This window comes from Falsirhodobacter sp. 20TX0035 (assembly GCF_028307215.1).
Lineage (GTDB): Bacteria > Pseudomonadota > Alphaproteobacteria > Rhodobacterales > Rhodobacteraceae > Falsirhodobacter.
This window is the reverse complement of sequence record NZ_JAQMHV010000004.1, coordinates 137,365-154,028: the sequence shown is the minus strand read 5'-3', so window position 1 is coordinate 154,028 and position 16,664 is coordinate 137,365. Positions and strand designations below refer to the sequence as shown.

The window sequence follows — 16,664 nt, the reverse complement described above, 5'->3', positions numbered from 1 at the left end:
CCTCAGACGCGGATCGGATCCGCCTTGGCCAGCTTGTCGAACGCCATCAGTCGTTCGACAAGCGCCTGCATCTCGTCCAGCCGGATCATGTTCGGGCCGTCTGACGGGGCGCTGTCCGGGTCTTCGTGCGTTTCGATGAAGACGCCCGCGATGCCGAGGCTGACGGCCGCCCGCGCCATGACCGGCGCGAATTCACGCTGCCCACCCGACGCGCCGCCAAGACCCCCCGGCTGCTGCACCGAATGCGTCGCGTCCATGATGACCGGGTAGCCGGTCTTCGCCATCGTCGGCAGGCCGCGCATGTCCGCCACCAGCGTGTTGTAGCCGAAGGAGGTGCCGCGCTCCGTCAGAAGAATGCGGTCATTGCCGGTGGAGGACACCTTTTCGGCCACATTGGCCATGTCCCACGGCGCAAGGAACTGGCCCTTCTTGATGTTGACCACGGCGCCCGTTTCGCCCGCCGCGACCAAGAGGTCCGTCTGGCGGCACAGGAAGGCGGGGATCTGGATGACGTCCACCACGGTCGCCGCCTCGCGCGCCTGCGCGATGTCGTGGATGTCGGTCAGCACTGGCAGGCCGCTGGAGCGAATCTTTTCAAGCACGGACAGCCCGGCCTCCAACCCCAGCCCGCGGCGCCCGTTCAGCGAGGTGCGGTTGGCCTTGTCGTAGCTCGCCTTGAAGACGTATTGCGCGCCCGCGGCGGCGCAGATCTCGGCCATGCGGCCGGCGATCATCTCGGCATGGTCCAGGCTCTCCAGCTGGCAGGGGCCCGCGATCAGACACAAAGGAAGATCGTTGCCAACGCGAAGGCCAGCGATATCGACGGTTTTCATCTTGGGTCCTTTTACGAGGAGACCTGTTCGCGCAGGATGGCGACGGTCATCGAGATCATCAGGTAGATTCCGAGGAACACCAGCAGGGAGACCAGCGTGTTCTCGAAAGCGCGGGGATAGACGGGCGCGTCCGGTGCGACCGGGTTCACGTTGCGCGACAGATACCGCGTCTGGCGGGCGGCTTCCACCCGTGCCGTTTCCATCGCGCGCAGCGATTCGCCGAGGATCATCTGCCGCATCTCCACGTCGCCCTGGGCCAGGGCCAGCTGCGCCTGCAGGCGGGCGATGGATTCGTCGCCGCCGCTGGAGGCCGTGAGGCGACCCCGCAGTTCCGTCACCTGATCCTCCAGCCGCTGGATGCGGTCGCGCACCGGCTGCATCCGGGCCTCGTTCGGACGGGCGTTCGACTGCATCTGCTGCAGGGAAAGCTTCTCCTCCAGCAGCTGGGAATTCAGCGTCGACAGCTGCGAGGTGATGAGCGACACCTCCACGTCCGAGGAGATCATGCGGAACTGCTCCTGCAGCTCCACCATCTTCTGCTGCGACTCCAGCATTGCCTTCTCGGCGTTTTCATAACCCTGCTGCGCGCCCTGCATCTGATCTTCCCGCATCCGCTGGGTCAGCTGGTCCACCTGCTCTTCGGCATAGCCGATCAGGGCTTCGGAAAACGCGACGGCGGTCTGCGGGTCCTCGGCGATGACCTCCATCCGCTCGATCCCGTCGGTCGGATCGAACGAGATCTTCACGTTGCGTTTGTAGACGGAATACACATCCTCCATCGTCGCGCTTTCGGGAATGCGCTGGATGGGGTCGATGTCGGAGGAGGCGAAATGCGCCCGGAAGCCTAGATCGTCGTTCAGCCGTTCCATCGCCTCACGCGATTGCAGGTAGCCCTGCACCGCAATGGAATCCTGGATGATCTGCAGCGGAGAGGTCGACAGCATGCTGCTGCTGGCCTGCGTCGGGTTCTGTGATGACTGGATCACGAATTCCGACTTGGTCGAATACATCGGCGTCGCGATCGCGTAGAAGTAGTAGCCCGCGATGAAGGTCGGCAGCAGCACGAAGAAGGCCAGCCGCAGCCCCAGAAGCATCAGCTTGCGCTGGCGACGCCGCGCGATGTCCTGCTGGATCTGCCGCAGCTCGCGCAGATGGCTGTCTTGGGCCCGCTGCTCGGTCGAGGGAAGCTGGATCGGCTGCATCTTTTGCGGCAGGTTCGGCGTAGGGCCTTCCGCCTGCCGGGAGGACACCACCAGATCCATTAGCGACGCGCGCTGGAACGGGTCGATCCCGGAACGGCGCAGCAGGATGACGGCCATGTGGTCCGAAGACGCCTGAATGTTGTGCTTGGCCGCGATCCGGCGGGCCAGGCGCAGCTGGCGGCCCGTCAGGTTCTCACCCTCCACGGCCGCGATCTCGTCCGCGGTGATGCGCTGGTCCGACGGCGGCTGGCTGGGTGTGGCACGGTTGATGCCGGGCCCGAGGCCGTCATCGGGTTCCTCGAACAGATCCTCGGGGCGCAGCTGCGAGGCCGGATGCTGGGTTGCCGCATCCGACGGGCGGGTGCGGTAGCGCTTAGCCGTGAGCTTGGTAGTCATAAAGGCGCTTCGCCTCCTCGAGAGATTCGAACATGTAGAGCTGGCCGTTGCGCAGCACGGCCGCGGTCTTGCAGAACTTCTCCAGCGTCTTGGGCTGGTGGGACACGATGACCATCGTGCCGTTCGCCAGCCGCTGCTGAAGGATCATACCCGCCTTCCGGTTGAATTGCACATCCGTCGTGGTCGGCATCCCTTCGTCGATCAGGTAGATGTCGAATTCCAGCGACAGCATGAGCGAGAAGGTGAACCGCGACCGCATCCCGGCCGAATAGGTGGACACGGGCTGGTCGAAATATTCGTTGATGTCGGTCAGCCAGCGGCAGAAGCTTTCCACGTAATCGGGATCAAGGCCGTAAAGCCTTGCCACGTAGCGGGCGTTCTCGTTCGCGGAATGCTTCGGGTTGATGCCGCCCATGAAGCCCAGGGGAAAGGACACGCGCGAACTGCGCCGCACCTCGCCCTCGTCGGGTTTTTCAAGGCCGGCCATCATGTTGATCAGGGTCGTCTTGCCGGTGCCGTTCGGGGCGAGGATGCCCAGCGAATTCCCGATCTCCACCCGGAAGGAGGCGTTGTCGAGGATCACCTTGCGCTGCTGTCCGGTCCAGAAGGACTTGCTGACATTGTTGAATTCGATCATCCGAGTTTCCTGTCCCGCGGATCGGGGCGCCCCCGTCCAACCTCTACGACAGGCTGGCCCACATGACAATCATCGCGGAACATCGTTAAGAATCCTGCCCGCGCGGGGCTGGCGTTCCGCGTGAAATCGTAGGATGGCTGGTCCAGCCCCGCCGTCCCGGAGAACGCGATGACCCCCCTTGATCATGCCTATGCGAACATGGCCGCCAATGACGCCGACGATGCCGCGCGCCTGACATATTACGAACGTCTGGCCGAGGCCGAACTGGTCTGCCTGACAGAAGGGGAGGCACGGGAAGGCGCCGTCACGCCGAAGCTGTTCCCCCTGGACGATGGCCCCTACGTGCTGGCCTTCGACAGCGACGACAAGCTGTCGGCCTTCACCGGCGTCACCAACACCTACGCGGCGCTGCCGGGGCGGGTGATCGCGCGGCAACTGGCCGGGCAGGGGGTGGGGCTGGCCGTCAACCTGGGTGCCGACAGCGCGATGCTGCTTCCGCCCGAGGCGGTGGACTGGCTGGCCGGCACGCTGGACCACGCCCCTGAGCGGGCCGAAGCGGTGCCGACGGCGTTTCTTCCGCCGCAAGTGCCGCAGCGCCTTCTGGACGCCCTGGGGCAGAAGCTGGCCCATGCGGGCGGTCTGGCCAGCCACGCGCTGCTGGCGGGCGTGTCCTATTCCGACGGCCGGCACGGGCATCTTCTGGCCTTCATCGGCGCGCGGGAAGAGGCGGAGGAGGCGCTGGCCCGTTCCGCGGCCGAGGCACTCACATTCTCGGGCATCGACGCGGGGGAGATGGACGTGGTGTGCCTGCCCGATGGTCCCGCTGCACGCCGCATGGCCGAGATTGGGATGCGGCTGGACATGCCGGCACCGCAGGCGCAGGAACGTCCCGCCGCGCAGGCCCCGGGCACCGATCCGACACGTCCGCCGCGCCTACGGTGATGGGGTAGCAGAATACCGTTTTCGCAAGCCATTGTTTTTATTATATCAAATTAATGGCCTTGTGCTTGACGCTGTGGCGGCAATGATGGATATACCCTCATCAATCCGCGGGGCCCTGCCTCGCCCCACTTCGATTAGGGTTCAGTGATGAAAACCTTTACCGCTACTCCGGCGGACATCGAGAAGAAGTGGATCCTGATCGACGCCGAAGGCATCGTTCTGGGCCGCCTCGCCACGATCGTCGCCAGCATCCTGCGCGGCAAGCATAAGCCGACGTTCACCCCCCACATGGACATGGGTGACAACGTCATCGTCATCAACGCTGACAAGGTGCAGATGACGGGCAACAAGCGCGCCGACAAGCGTTACTACTGGCACACCGGCCACCCGGGCGGGATCAAGTTCCGCACCGCAGCCCAAGTGCTGGACGGCGCCCACCCCGAGCGTGTGGTGACCAAGGCCGTCGAGCGCATGATCACCCGCAACAGCCTCGGCCGTCAGCAGATGACGAACCTGCGCGTCTACGCCAGCGCCGAACATCCGCACGAAGCTCAGCAGCCGACCGTTCTCGACGTTGCGTCGCTGAACCCGAAAAACACGCGGAGCGCCTGATCATGGCTGACATCAAATCCCTCGACGACCTGAAGTCGGCCGTGTCGGAGTCCGCTCCGGAAGCCGTGGCGACCATCACCCGTGAGCCGGTGCGCGACGCACAGGGCCGCGCCTATGCCACCGGCAAGCGCAAGGACGCGGTCGCCCGCGTCTGGATCAAGCCGGGTTCGGGCAAGGTCACGGTCAACGGCAAGGAAATGGCGGCCTACTTCGCCCGTCCCGTGCTGCAGATGATCCTGCGCCAGCCGTTCACGATCGCGAACCGCGAAGGCCAGTTCGACGTGGTGGCCACGGTCGCCGGCGGCGGTCTGTCGGGTCAGGCCGGTGCGGTGAAGCACGGCGTGTCCAAGGCCCTGCAGCTCTACGATCCCTCGCTGCGTGGTGCGCTGAAAGCCGCAGGCTTCCTGACGCGCGACAGCCGCGTCGTGGAACGGAAGAAATACGGCAAGGCCAAAGCCCGCCGCAGCTTCCAGTTCTCCAAGCGCTGATCCGCTTCATTGTCGATCAAAAGGCCCGCCTTATGGCGGGCCTTTTTCTATTGCGCTTCCATCAGGCCCAGATCTTCGCGCAGCACGCGGCCCAAGGCGCGGCGCCCCAGGAAGCTGTCGATCTGGCGCGCCTTGATGGTGGTGGGGCGCAGGCAGGGATGGCCGTGCCGATCCTCTCCGATGATGTATTCCCGTTCGGCGCCATACAGGCGCGCCCGGCTGGCCGTGACGGCGACCACGGTGATCTTCAGCGATTTGTAAGTCAGATCCTCGGCCCATTCGGGATTTTCCGCATGCGCCCGCTGGATCAGCGTCGTGAAGCGGCCGATGTCCTTTTCCTCGCCGCTCGCCAGCGGGCCGAGGTTGGTGGCACCACGGGCGTCCGTCTCGGGGCTTTCGTCGTCGCTGTGGCGTTCGTTGCGTTCGGGGATCACGGCGTGCAGGCGCTGTCCGTCCGTGGTGCGGGCGTCCAGCACGATGTCCAGAAGGAACACCGGCTCCAACCCCAGGTTCGTCACGAAGCAGTGGGAGCTCAGCCCCCGCCCGGCGCCCGAGGTGATGAGGATCGACGGGCAGTGCTGCCGCCGATAGCTCATCAGGAAGACGTTCAGGTAGACGATCCAGATCACCGCCGTTACGCCGGCCAGAAGGGCCGAGATCAGCGGCGCGTATTCAAGAAGCAAGGGTAACAAATCAGTCCCATTCCTTCGTGCCGCGTCCCGGCTCCTTCAGAAGCGGCTCCACCGGGCTGTCCTTGATCTTCTGGCGTTCCTCTTCGGACCGGGCGGCGCGGGCGCGTTCGTCCCGGATCTTCTCGGCTTCATCGTGGGGATCGGCTTCGCGGGTCATCGGAATCTCCTTTGCACGTGGTGAACCGTTCGGGCGCGTAGGGGTTCCCCCGGAACCGGGGCCGCGACCGGCGTGTTTCGGCCGGGAAGGAGAACACCATGACATCCATCGACTGCGACGTGGCCGTGATCGGCGCGGGAACCGCCGGGCTTGCGGCAGAACGCCATGCCCGCAAGAACGGGGCGCGCACCGTGCTGATTGACCCCGCTTTTCGCGGCACGACCTGCGCCGCCGTGGGCTGCATGCCGTCGAAGCTTCTGATCGCGGCGGCCAGCGCGGCCCACGCCGTCCGTCAGGCGCCGGAGTTCGGGGTGAACGCCAAGGCCACGGTGGATGGCAAGGCGGTCATGGCCCGCGTGCGTGCCCTGCGGGACCATTTCGTGGCCGGGGTGAAGGACAGCTATGACGAGGTTCCGCAGAAGCTGAAGGGCCGGGCGCGCTTCACCTCCGCCACCACGCTGAAGCTGGACAGCGGGGAAGAGGTGACGGCCAAGGCGATCGTCATCGCGACGGGGGCCGCCCCCTCGGTGCCGAAGGAATACGAGGTCATCTCCGACCTCGTGCTGACGAACGAGACGGTGTTTGAGCTTGAGGACCTTCCGAAACGTCTGGGTGTGATCGGTGCAGGCTCGCTCGGGGCCGAACTGGCGCAAGCTTTCGCACGCTTGGGCGTCGAGGTGACGCTGCTGGATTCCGGCACCGGTGTTGCGGGCCTGAAGGGAGAGGAGGCCGCCTGCATGGCCGATTTCCTGCGCGAGGACATGGCTGTGCATCTGGAGGCGGAGGTGAAGGTGGCCCGCGACGGCGCCGCCGCGCGGCTGGACTGGGACGGCGGCTCCGTGACGGTGGACCGGATCCTCGTGGCCGCCGGCCGACCGCCCGCGCTGAAAGGGCTGGGGCTGGAGGCGGCGGGGATCGAACTGGACGACCACGGCACGCCCGTCTTCGACAAGGGCACGCTGCGCTGCGGATCCTCCACGATCTTCATCGCGGGCGACGCCAATCACGACCGTCCCGTCCTGCACGAAGCGACGGCCGAGGGCAGCATCGCCGGCCGCAACGCGGCGAACCTGTCGGACATCCGGTCGGCGCAGCGCAAGGTGCCGATGGCCATCGCCTTCACCCATCCCAACGTCGCCACCGTCGGCCATGTGCCGGAGAGGACGGAGACCGTCACCGGCCAGGCCGATTACGCTGACCAAGGCCGCGCCCGGGTGGAGGCGCGCAACCGCGGCTTCGTCCGGCTGGAAGGGGACGCCGAGGGGCGGATCCTGTCGGCCACCCTGTGCATGCCCGACGGCGAACATGTGGCCCACTATTTCGCGCTCGCCATCAGTCAGGGCATGACGGCGGCCGAGATGCTGGACCAGCCCATCTATCACCCGACAGTGGAGGAGGGCCTGCGCAAGGCCCTGTCGCAGATCTGCCAGAACTGCAACCTTCCAGTGCCGTGGGACCGGCGCAGCGGGCCGCAGCCCGGCGATATCTGATCCGGGGCGGTGCCATCTTGGCAACCTGATGCGCTGCCTTTAGGATCGAACCGTCCCGGCGTGTGCTGCGTGCGTCGGATCGGCATCCCTGAACGGAGACTGACACAACCTTTCGTTCAAAGGGACGCAGATCCATGACCAACTCCCGGCCCGGAAAGGGCAATCTTAGCTTCCGCACCTTCCTGCAAAGCGAATCGTCGGGCGGCATCATCCTGATGGTGACGGCCGTTCTGGCGATCCTCGTCGCGAATTCGCCGTTGCACCTCGTCTATTCGACGGTGCTGCATGCACATATCGGGCCGCTGAGCCTGCAGCACTGGATCAACGACGCCCTGATGGCGGTGTTCTTCCTGATGGTCGGGCTGGAGATCAAGCGCGAGATGACGGATGGACAGCTGTCCACCTGGCCGCGCCGCATCCTGCCCGGGGTGGCCGCGCTGTTCGGCATGGCGGTGCCGGCGCTGATCTACATCTTCATCAACCGCGATCATCCGGAGGTCCTGCGCGGCTGGGCCATCCCTTCCGCCACCGACATCGCCTTCGCGCTTGGCGTGCTGTCGCTTCTGGGCCCGCGGGTGCCCGTCTCGCTCAAGATCTTCCTCGCGGCGCTGGCCATCATCGACGATCTGGGGGCGGTGGTGGTCATCGCGGTGTTCTACACCTCGGGCCTGTCGATCCCGGACCTGATCGCGGCGGCCTTTGTCATTGGGGCGCTTCTGGTCCTGAACCGGGGCGGGGTGCGCAGCCTGTGGCCCTATCTGCTCCTGGGCGTCGTCCTGTGGGTTTTCGTGTTCCGTTCAGGCGTGCACGCGACGCTGGCTGGCGTGATCCTGGCGCTGTGCGTCCCGATCCAGCGGACCCCCGGCCTGCCCGAAGCGAAGGGCGACGTGTCGCCCCTGCACCGTCTGGAACAGGCGCTGCACAACCCGGTGGCCTTCTTCATCGTGCCGATCTTCGGCTTCGCGAACGCCGGCGTGTCGCTGATCGGGGTGGATCCCGCCGTCTTCGTCGCGCCGGCCACGCTGGGCGTGGCGGCCGGGCTGTTCGCGGGCAAGATGATCGGCGTCTTCGGGGCGGTGTTCGTTCTGGTGAAGACCAACATCGTGGATCTTCCGGCCGACGCCACATGGCGGCAGGTCTTCGGCGTGTCGATCCTGTGCGGCATCGGGTTCACCATGAGCCTGTTCATCGGACTTCTGGCCTTCGATGATCCCATCGTTCAGGAGGAAGTGAAGATCGGCATCCTGATGGGATCGCTCCTGTCGGGGCTGGTCGGATACGCCATCCTTGCCACCGCGCCGATGCTGCCGCGCCGCAAGGCGGCTTGACGCCGCCCGGTGCAGGGACCACGTTTCAGGCATCCGAAGACGTGCGGCCACGGCGCCGCCCTCCGAAAGAGTGATGCATGACCTATCCTGACACGCAGCTGTTCATCGATGGCACCTGGCGCGCCGCCTGCGACGGTGCCACGATCCCCGTGGTCGATCCCGCAACCGAGGAGGTGATCGGCCACGTCGCCCACGCCCGCACGGCGGATCTGGACGACGCGCTGGCCGCCACGCTGCGCGGGTTCGACGTGTGGCGCAAGACGTCGCCCTTCGACCGGTCGAAGCTGATGCGCCGCGCGGCCGAGATCCTGCGCGAACGCGCCGACACCATCGCCCCCATGATGACGCGCGAACAGGGCAAGCCGCTGGCGCAGGCCCGCATGGAAGTGATGGGCGCCGCCGACACGATCGACTGGTTCGCCGAGGAAGCGCGCCGCACCTACGGCCAGATCATCCCGGCCCGCACGGTGGGTGTCCAGCAACTGGCCGTCCGTCATCCCGTCGGTCCCGTGGCCGCCTTCACGCCGTGGAACTTCCCCATCAACCAGGTGGTGCGCAAGCTGTGCGCCGCGCTGGCCGCCGGATGCTCGTTCATCGTAAAGGCGCCCGAGGAAACGCCGGCCTCGCCCGCCGAGCTGATCCGGGCCTTTGCCGATGCGGGCGTCCCGAACGGGGTGCTCGGCCTCGTCTACGGCGTCCCGGCCGAGATTTCGGAATACCTGATCAAGCACCCGGTGATCCGCAAGATCAGCTTCACAGGCTCTACCCCCGTGGGCAAGCTGCTGGCGGGCATGGCGGGCCAGCACATGAAGCGCGCGACGATGGAACTGGGCGGGCACGCGCCGGTGATCGTGGCGGGCGACGCCGACTGGGAAAAGGCCGCCGCGCAGATGGCCGCCAGCAAGACGCGCAACGCGGGGCAGGTCTGCGTGTCGCCCACGCGGTTCCTGGTGGATCAGAAGATCTCGGACAAGTTCCTCGACGCGTTCTCCTCGGGTCTGCAGAAGATCAAGGTGGGCAACGGCTTTGACGAAGGCGTGGAGATGGGCCCGCTGGCCAACGAACGCCGCATCCCCATGATGGAGGAGCTGATCGGCGACGCGGTGGAGAAGGGGGCGACCCTGGTCACCGGCGGTCACCGCATCGGCAACAAGGGCTGGTTCTTCGAACCTACGGTTCTGGCCGACGTGCCGCTGAACGCCCGCATCATGAACGAGGAGCCCTTCGGCCCCGTCGCCATCGTGAACCGCATGGCCTCGCTGGATGACATGATCGCCGAGGCGAACCGGCTGGAATTCGGGCTTGCCGCCTATGCCTATGCCCGCAGCCACGAAGCGGTGGAGCGGATCGGGCGCGAGGTGGAATCGGGCATGATCTCGATCAACCACGTGGGTCTGGCGCTGCCGGAAACGCCGTTCGGCGGGATCAAGGACAGTGGCTACGGCACCGAGGGCGGGTCCGAGGCCGTGATGGCCTATCTGGACACGCGGTTCGTAACTGCCGCGCATTGAAAGAAAGAAGGCCGGTCTTTCGACCGGCCTTCCTCGTCTTAGCGTGCCTGCACTTCGCGAGACTCTTGGCTGATGGCGGTGCCAGCGGCCGAGAGGTCGTTACCTGCACCTTCGACCGTGTTGCATGCGGCCAAAGCGGCCAGAGCGAGGATCGGCAGAAGCGTCAGTTTACGCATTGGAAAGTCCCTTTCGGATGTTGCCCGTGCAAACGTTGCGTGCTTCGGAAATGTTCCCGCCGTTGGCGGGTTTATGATCGGACGACCCGGTCGCCCTCCCGCAGCAGTCGTCCATCTTCGGCCAGCGCGATCACATGCGCCTCCACGTTCAGGCGGGCAGCCCGGGCAAGGCCGGGCCCCAGCCGGCGGTAAAGCTGCGCGACAAGATCGTCCAGCGTCAGCCCGCCACTGTCCAGCAGCGACAGGATCGACGCTTCGCGCGCCTGCCGGCTGGCCTTCAGCGCCTCCAGCCGCCGGGCCGGCTCCTCGATCGGGTCGCCATGCGCGGAAAGGAAGCGCCGCCATGGCCGCGCGGCCATCTTGTCGAGGGAGTCCATGTAGGCTCTCAGGTTGCCGCGCGGCGGAATGATGGCGGAGGTGGCCCAGCCCATCACGTGATCCCCCGTCAGGCACAGATCGCCGGTGGCGAAGCACAGATGGTCATCGGTGTGCCCCGGTGTGTGGATCACCTCCACCGCCCATGTGTCACCCTCCACGCGGTCCCCGTCTTGCAGCGCCACGTCCGGCACAAGGGCCGAGGTCGGCGCATGAAAGGCCAGCAGCGGCGCGCCCGTTGCTTCCTTCAGCTTCGGCACCAGCGCCGAGTGGTCGTGGTGATCATGGCTCATCAGGATATGGGTGATCGTTTCGCCGCGCGTTGCGTCCAGGATGGCCTGAAGATGGGTGGGATCATCGGGGCCGGGGTCCATAACGGCCACCTCGCCGCGGCCAAGGATGTAGGTGTTCGTGCCACGAAAGGTCATGGGCGAAGGGTTGGGTGCCAGAAGGCATCGGAGGCCGGGTTCCATCATGCGCCGCAACATATCGCATCGCACGGCGGGATAAAGTCTTGCCGTGGCAGCGGGTGGGGATAAGCTTCGGTCATGGCCAAGTTCCGTCCCCCCTTGCCGCGAAGCCTGTCGGGCCGCGCCGCCCTGATCCTGATCGTGCCTATCCTGACGATCCAGCTCGTCTTCTCGCTTCAGTTCATCCAGCGCCATTACGAAGGCGTGACCCAGCAGATGGCCCGGGGGCTGGAGATTGAGCTGAGCTATCTTCTGGACAGCTATGCCGCCGATCCCGAGGAAGCGCAGCGCGTGGCCAAGGCGCTGCATATCCGGCTTCTGGCCCCGGCGGTTTGGGACTTTCACGAGGACCACAGGGACTTCTGGGACGTGTCGGGCCGGGCGCTGATCGCCACGCTGCGGGACGGGTTGCCGCTGACGGCCGTGAACCTTCAGCACGACAATGGCGAGGTTCGGCTGCTGCTCGACACCCCGCGCGGCCCTGTGAATGTGGAGGTGGACCGGCGTCGAATCTCCGCCTCCAACCCGCATCAGCTGCTGGTGCTGATGATCATGACCTCGATCCTGATGACGGTGATCGCCTTTCTGTTCCTGTCGAACCAGCTGCGCCCCATCGCCCGGCTGGCCCAGGTGGCGGAGGCGTTCGGCAAGGGCCGCACCGTGCCCTATCGCCCCCGCGGCGCGCTGGAGGTGCGGGCCGCGGGCAACGCGTTCCTAGAAATGCGCCACCGGATCGAGCGGTTCATCGAGCAGCGCACCCTGATGCTGTCGGGCATCAGCCACGACCTGCGCACGCCACTGACGCGGATGAAGCTGGAACTCGCCATGATGGACGAGGACGAGACCGCCGACCTGCGCCGCGACGTGCAGGAGATGGAGCGGCTGGTGGACGAATTCCTCGCCTTCACGCGCGGCGACGCGACCGAAGAGGTGGTGCATGCCGACGCGGCCGAACTGGCCCGTCAGGTCGTGACCAATGCCGAACGGATGGGCCAGAACGTGCTGCAGGGGCCGATGGACGTGCACGCCACGGTGCCCCTGCGTCCGCAGGCGGTGAAGCGGGCGCTGGAAAACCTCGTGGGCAATGCGGTGCGTTATGGCACCGTGGCGCGGGTCAGCCTGATCGGCAGTCCGCACCACATCCGGCTGGTGGTGGAGGATGACGGCCCCGGCATCCCGAAGGAGATGCGCGATCAGGCGTTGACGCCCTTTGCCCGTCTGGGGGCCGAACGCGACCCCAACCAAGGCGGCGGCGTGGGCCTAGGCCTGTCCATCGCGGCCGACATCGCGCGCAGCCATGGGGGCCAGCTCCGGCTTTTGGAAAGCGCCGATCTGGGCGGGTTGCGGGCCGAGATCGTGCTGGCGCGCTGACCCGCGCGCCCTTGCAGGTGCCGTCCGGCATGACTAAGACTCGGGGGAAGATTGCGGAACAGCGGTTCCGACGCATGCGAAGGGCAGGGCAGATGAAAGATCCGATCGACACTTACATGAACACGCTCGTCCCGATGGTGGTCGAACAGACGAGCCGCGGCGAACGCGCCTACGACATCTTCTCGCGCATGCTGAAGGAGCGGATCATCTTCCTGTCCGGCCCCGTCCATGACGGCATGTCCAGCCTGATCTGCGCGCAGCTCCTGTTCCTCGAGGCGGAAAACCCCTCGAAAGAGATCAGCATGTACATCAACAGCCCCGGCGGCGTGGTGACGTCCGGTCTGTCGATCTATGACACGATGCAGTACATCAAGCCGAAGGTGTCGACGCTGGTGATCGGGCAGGCGGCCTCCATGGGTTCGCTCCTGCTGACGGCGGGCGAGAAGGGGATGCGGTTCTCGCTCCCGAACAGCCGCGTCATGGTGCACCAGCCCTCGGGCGGGTATCAGGGTCAGGCGACCGACATCATGATCCACGCGCGCGAGACCGAGAAGCTGAAGCGCCGCCTGAACGAGATCTATGTCCGCCACACCGGCAACGATTACGAGACGGTGGAAGCCGCGCTGGAGCGCGATAACTTCATGTCGGCCGAGGATGCGAAGGCTTGGGGCCTGATCGACGAGATCGTCGAAAGCCGCGGCAAGGCCGAACCGGCGGCCTGACGCCGCCCGTTTTGCGATTGTGGAGGCCGGGTGACTGGCCTACATTGGACCCTTAATGTTCCGGTCCCGCATGGGGCCGGGGGCTTCCCCAGAGGACGACATGGCGAACACGACCGGCGGCGACAGCAAGAACACCCTCTACTGCTCGTTCTGCGGAAAGAGCCAGCACGAGGTTCGCAAGCTTATTGCAGGGCCGACCGTATTCATCTGCGATGAGTGCGTGGAACTTTGCATGGACATCATCCGCGAGGAGACGAAGACCTCCGGCCTGAAGACGGCGGGGGGCGTTCCGGCGCCCGCGGAAATCTGCAAGGTCCTGGACGATTACGTGATCGGGCAGGTGCACGCCAAGCGCGTGTTGTCGGTCGCGGTGCACAACCACTACAAGCGTCTGAACCATTCGTCGAAGACGGATATCGAGCTTTCGAAGTCAAACATCCTGCTGATCGGACCGACGGGCTGCGGCAAGACGCTGCTGGCCCAGACGCTGGCCCGCATCCTGGACGTGCCTTTCACGATGGCCGACGCGACCACGCTGACCGAGGCCGGCTATGTGGGCGAGGATGTGGAGAACATCATCCTCAAGCTTCTGCAGGCGTCGGAATACAACGTGGAACGCGCACAGCGCGGCATCGTCTATATCGATGAGGTCGACAAGATCACGCGGAAGTCCGACAATCCGTCGATCACTCGTGACGTGTCGGGCGAAGGCGTGCAGCAGGCGCTTCTGAAGATCATGGAAGGCACCGTCGCGTCGGTCCCGCCGCAGGGCGGCCGCAAGCATCCGCAGCAGGAATTCCTGCAGGTGGACACCACGAACATCCTGTTCATCTGCGGTGGGGCCTTTGCCGGGCTGGACCGGATCATCGCGCAGCGCGGCAAGGGGTCGGGCATCGGCTTTGGCGCCGACGTCAAGGATCCGGACGCCCGCGGCGTGGGGGAACTGTTCTCGGAGCTGGAGCCGGAAGATCTGCTGAAGTTCGGCCTGATCCCGGAATTCGTCGGCCGTCTGCCGGTTCTGGCCACGCTGACCGATCTGGACGAGGCGGCGCTGGTCACCATTTTGACCGAGCCGAAGAACGCCCTCGTGAAGCAGTACCAGCGTCTGTTCGACATCGAGGACACGCGCCTGACCTTCACCGACGACGCGCTGACCGCGATCGCCAAGCGCGCGATCAAGCGCAAGACGGGTGCCCGCGGCCTGCGGTCCATCATGGAAGACATCCTGCTGGACACCATGTTCGAACTCCCGGGCCTGGAAGGCGTGGAAGAGGTCGTGGTGAACGAGGATGCGGTGACCAAGGGCACCAAGCCCCTGATCGTGCACAGCGACAAGAAAGAGCCGGCTTCGGCGGGCTGACCGACGCAGGGCGGGGATGGAACTGGATTCCATCCCCGTCTTTTGTCATAGATGCGGCAACAAGGGCGGAGGTTTGGCATGTTGAAGACACTGATGCGGGCATTGACCTGGTGGAACGGCCAGACGCTGAACACGCAGTTCTGGACGTGGCGCAACGGCCAGAAGGTCGGCGAAGACGATCAGGGCAACGTGTTCTACCAGACCCGGGACAGCAAGCGCCGCTGGGTCATCTACAACGGTGAGGCCGAGGCCAGCCGCATCGACACGAACTGGCATGGCTGGCTGCACCACACCTGGAACGACCCGCCGACGACCCGTCCGCTGATTCACAAGACATGGGAAAAGCCGCGCCAGGAAAACCTGACGGGAACCCCGGCGGCCTATGCGCCCGCCGGGTCGCTGCGCCGGGTGGAGCCCGTGCAGCGCAAAGATTACGAAGCTTGGCAACCGGAATAATGGCTCAGAACACAACAGAAGTGGTGGTTGGCGGTGCGGTTCTGGCCGTGGCGGCGGCGTTCGTCCTGTATGCAGGGCAGGTGGCGGGGCTCGGCGGCCATTCGGGCAGTTATACGCTTCATGGCAGCTTCCGCACGGCGGACGGCATCGGCGTGGGCACGGATGTGCGTCTGGCCGGCGTCAAGGTCGGCACCGTCACGGATATCAGCCTGAACCCTCAGACCTTCTTCGCAGACGCGACGATCAGCGTGCCGCAGAACATCCAGGTGCCGGTGGATTCCTCGCTCCTCATCTCCTCCGAAGGGCTTCTGGGCGGGAACTTCGTGGAGATCCAACCCGGTGGCGCGCTTGAGAATGTGGAGCCGGGTGGCGAGATAGAGGACACTCAAGGCTCCGTCAGCCTGATCTCGCTTCTGCTGGCCTTTGTCGGCGGCAAGGGCGGCAATGACGACGCCGCGGCGACGGATCCGGTCACGCCATGAGACGGCTGTGTCTGGTGTTGGCCTTGCTGGCGACCCCGGTCGCCGCGCAGGACGTGGAACGCGCGGTCAGCCAGGCCGGCGGCACCGTGCGCTGGCTGGACAAGGTTACCGGCGCCACGACCGACCTTTCGATGTCGCGCGGGCAGACGGTGACGCAGGGCTTCCTGACCATCCAGATGGACGATTGCCGCGTTCCGGCGGCCGATCCGTCCTCGGACGCTTACGCCCATCTGACGATCATGGACACACGGGTGGCGACGCCTGTATTTTCCGGCTGGATGATCGCGTCCAGCCCTGCCTTGTCGGCGCTGGATCATCCGCGCTACGACGTCTGGGTTCTGGACTGCGACGGCTGAACGATGTCTTGCGCGGTGGGTGCGTAACCCACAGGTAGGAATTCTGCCGGCTGCCGCAGGGCCGCGCGCAGAAGGGTCTGGTACCGGGCGCGCCCGATCTCCTGCCCGCCCAGACTGGCCAGATGCGGCGTCAGGAACTGGGTGTCGAACAGCCGGAAGCCCCCCGCGTTCAGGCGATGCACCAGCCAGGCCAGCGCCACCTTTGATCCGTTCGTGCGGTGGGAGAACATGCTTTCCCCGAAGAACGCCGCGCCTAAGGTGACACCATAGGTGCCGCCGATCAGGCGGCCGTCGCTCCACACCTCCACCGAATGGGCGTGGCCCGCGTTGTGCAGGTCGCGATAAAGCCCCTCGATCCGGTGGCTGATCCACGTCTCGTCCCGCGCGGCGCAGGCCCGGACAGTGGCGGAAAAGTCCCGGTCCACATGCACCTCATACTCCGCCTTCAGCAGGTGCCGGCACAGGGAGGTCGAGATGTGGAAGCCGTCAAGCGGAATCATGCCGCGCCGCTGCGGCTCGATCCAGCGCAGGTCCGGATCGTCCCGACTGTCCGCCATGGGGAAGATCCCCATGGCGTAGGCCCGCAAAAGCAGATCGGGCGTCAGCAC

The 16,664-nt window shown here is 65.7% G+C and carries 20 protein-coding genes; 12 read left to right on the top strand and 8 right to left on the bottom strand.

Annotation, left to right across the window (positions count from 1 at the left end; translation table 11 throughout):
• Positions 1-2: 2 nt before the first annotated feature.
• Genes kdsA through PIJ50_RS07370 form a run of 3 tightly spaced genes read right to left on the bottom strand, consistent with a single transcriptional unit; the run spans position 3 to position 3,068 of the window.
• On the bottom strand, positions 3-833 hold the full coding sequence (gene kdsA, locus PIJ50_RS07380; RefSeq protein WP_271974040.1) for a 3-deoxy-8-phosphooctulonate synthase: 831 nt from the start codon (positions 831-833) through the stop codon (positions 3-5).
• An 11-nt stretch (positions 834-844) separates the two neighbouring features.
• The gene (locus PIJ50_RS07375; protein WP_271974038.1) at positions 845-2,431 is read right to left on the bottom strand and encodes a KpsE/RkpR family capsule polysaccharide export protein; all 1,587 of its coding nucleotides are present in this window, start codon (positions 2,429-2,431) and stop codon (positions 845-847) included.
• Positions 2,409-3,068, bottom strand: coding sequence for an ABC transporter ATP-binding protein (locus PIJ50_RS07370; RefSeq protein WP_271974036.1), 660 nt, complete (start codon positions 3,066-3,068; stop codon positions 2,409-2,411). Before PIJ50_RS07370 ends, PIJ50_RS07375 begins: the two co-directional genes overlap by 23 nt.
• A gap of 168 nt (positions 3,069-3,236) precedes the next feature.
• On the opposite strand from PIJ50_RS07370, the gene PIJ50_RS07365 reads away from it, so the two are divergent.
• The 3 genes from PIJ50_RS07365 (at position 3,237) to rpsI (ending at position 5,110) form a co-directional block, all read left to right on the top strand.
• A complete protein-coding gene (locus tag PIJ50_RS07365; protein ID WP_271974035.1) occupies positions 3,237-4,010 on the top strand; it encodes an SseB family protein in 774 nt (257 codons plus the stop codon).
• A 147-nt stretch (positions 4,011-4,157) separates the two neighbouring features.
• Positions 4,158-4,622 (top strand): 50S ribosomal protein L13, encoded by a 465-nt coding sequence (gene rplM / locus PIJ50_RS07360; RefSeq protein WP_271974033.1) that lies wholly within the window; start codon positions 4,158-4,160, stop codon positions 4,620-4,622.
• A gap of 2 nt (positions 4,623-4,624) precedes the next feature.
• Positions 4,625-5,110 (top strand): 30S ribosomal protein S9, encoded by a 486-nt coding sequence (rpsI, locus tag PIJ50_RS07355; RefSeq protein ID WP_271974031.1) that lies wholly within the window; start codon positions 4,625-4,627, stop codon positions 5,108-5,110.
• 47 nt (positions 5,111-5,157) lie between these two features.
• Here rpsI and PIJ50_RS07350 read toward each other — a convergent pair whose 3' ends face one another.
• Both PIJ50_RS07350 and PIJ50_RS07345 read right to left on the bottom strand, forming a co-directional pair.
• A complete protein-coding gene (locus PIJ50_RS07350) occupies positions 5,158-5,793 on the bottom strand; it encodes a hypothetical protein (protein WP_271974030.1) in 636 nt (211 codons plus the stop codon).
• Positions 5,794-5,803: 10 nt separating this feature from the next.
• Entirely contained in the window at positions 5,804-5,959 is a 156-nt protein-coding gene (locus tag PIJ50_RS07345) for a hypothetical protein (protein ID WP_271974028.1), read from the bottom strand.
• A 98-nt stretch (positions 5,960-6,057) separates the two neighbouring features.
• Here PIJ50_RS07345 and PIJ50_RS07340 point away from each other — a divergent pair, with 98 nt between their 5' ends.
• From PIJ50_RS07340 to PIJ50_RS07330, 3 genes are all read left to right on the top strand, one after another.
• Positions 6,058-7,449 carry a dihydrolipoyl dehydrogenase gene (locus PIJ50_RS07340; protein ID WP_271974026.1) on the top strand — a complete coding sequence of 464 codons (1,392 nt, stop codon included), beginning with the start codon at positions 6,058-6,060 and terminating at the stop codon, positions 7,447-7,449.
• Between the two features lie 134 nt (positions 7,450-7,583).
• Complete coding sequence (gene nhaA, locus PIJ50_RS07335) at positions 7,584-8,777, top strand: Na+/H+ antiporter NhaA (RefSeq protein ID WP_271974024.1); 1,194 nt, start codon at positions 7,584-7,586, stop codon at positions 8,775-8,777.
• Between the two features lie 77 nt (positions 8,778-8,854).
• On the top strand, positions 8,855-10,288 hold the full coding sequence (locus PIJ50_RS07330) for an NAD-dependent succinate-semialdehyde dehydrogenase (protein WP_271974023.1): 1,434 nt from the start codon (positions 8,855-8,857) through the stop codon (positions 10,286-10,288).
• 38 nt (positions 10,289-10,326) lie between these two features.
• Here the strand turns inward: PIJ50_RS07330 and PIJ50_RS07325 are convergent, their stop codons facing one another.
• Complete coding sequence (locus PIJ50_RS07325) at positions 10,327-10,464, bottom strand: lipoprotein (protein WP_271974021.1); 138 nt, start codon at positions 10,462-10,464, stop codon at positions 10,327-10,329.
• A gap of 71 nt (positions 10,465-10,535) precedes the next feature.
• Positions 10,536-11,267, bottom strand: a complete 732-nt coding sequence (locus PIJ50_RS07320) for an MBL fold metallo-hydrolase (RefSeq protein WP_271974019.1) — start codon at positions 11,265-11,267, stop codon at positions 10,536-10,538.
• A gap of 120 nt (positions 11,268-11,387) precedes the next feature.
• Between PIJ50_RS07320 and PIJ50_RS07315 the strand changes: the two genes are divergently transcribed.
• The 6 genes from PIJ50_RS07315 to PIJ50_RS07290 all read left to right on the top strand — a co-directional run bounded on the left by PIJ50_RS07315 (position 11,388) and on the right by PIJ50_RS07290 (position 16,056).
• A complete protein-coding gene (locus PIJ50_RS07315) occupies positions 11,388-12,680 on the top strand; it encodes an ATP-binding protein (protein WP_271974017.1) in 1,293 nt (430 codons plus the stop codon).
• A 92-nt stretch (positions 12,681-12,772) separates the two neighbouring features.
• Entirely contained in the window at positions 12,773-13,402 is a 630-nt protein-coding gene (locus PIJ50_RS07310) for an ATP-dependent Clp protease proteolytic subunit (RefSeq protein ID WP_271974016.1), read from the top strand.
• 100 nt (positions 13,403-13,502) lie between these two features.
• Positions 13,503-14,762 carry an ATP-dependent Clp protease ATP-binding subunit ClpX gene (gene clpX, locus PIJ50_RS07305; protein ID WP_271974014.1) on the top strand — a complete coding sequence of 420 codons (1,260 nt, stop codon included), beginning with the start codon at positions 13,503-13,505 and terminating at the stop codon, positions 14,760-14,762.
• 78 nt (positions 14,763-14,840) lie between these two features.
• Complete coding sequence (locus PIJ50_RS07300) at positions 14,841-15,218, top strand: NADH:ubiquinone oxidoreductase subunit NDUFA12 (protein WP_442900714.1); 378 nt, start codon at positions 14,841-14,843, stop codon at positions 15,216-15,218.
• Positions 15,218-15,700 carry an outer membrane lipid asymmetry maintenance protein MlaD gene (gene mlaD / locus PIJ50_RS07295; RefSeq protein ID WP_271974012.1) on the top strand — a complete coding sequence of 161 codons (483 nt, stop codon included), beginning with the start codon at positions 15,218-15,220 and terminating at the stop codon, positions 15,698-15,700. Before PIJ50_RS07300 ends, mlaD begins: the two co-directional genes overlap by 1 nt.
• Positions 15,697-16,056, top strand: a complete 360-nt coding sequence (locus tag PIJ50_RS07290; protein WP_271974010.1) for a DUF2155 domain-containing protein — start codon at positions 15,697-15,699, stop codon at positions 16,054-16,056. Before mlaD ends, PIJ50_RS07290 begins: the two co-directional genes overlap by 4 nt.
• On the opposite strand, the gene aat is transcribed toward PIJ50_RS07290, so the two are convergent.
• A complete protein-coding gene (aat, locus tag PIJ50_RS07285; RefSeq protein ID WP_271974009.1) occupies positions 16,023-16,664 on the bottom strand; it encodes a leucyl/phenylalanyl-tRNA--protein transferase in 642 nt (213 codons plus the stop codon). The two genes, PIJ50_RS07290 and aat, sit on opposite strands and share 34 nt — an antisense overlap.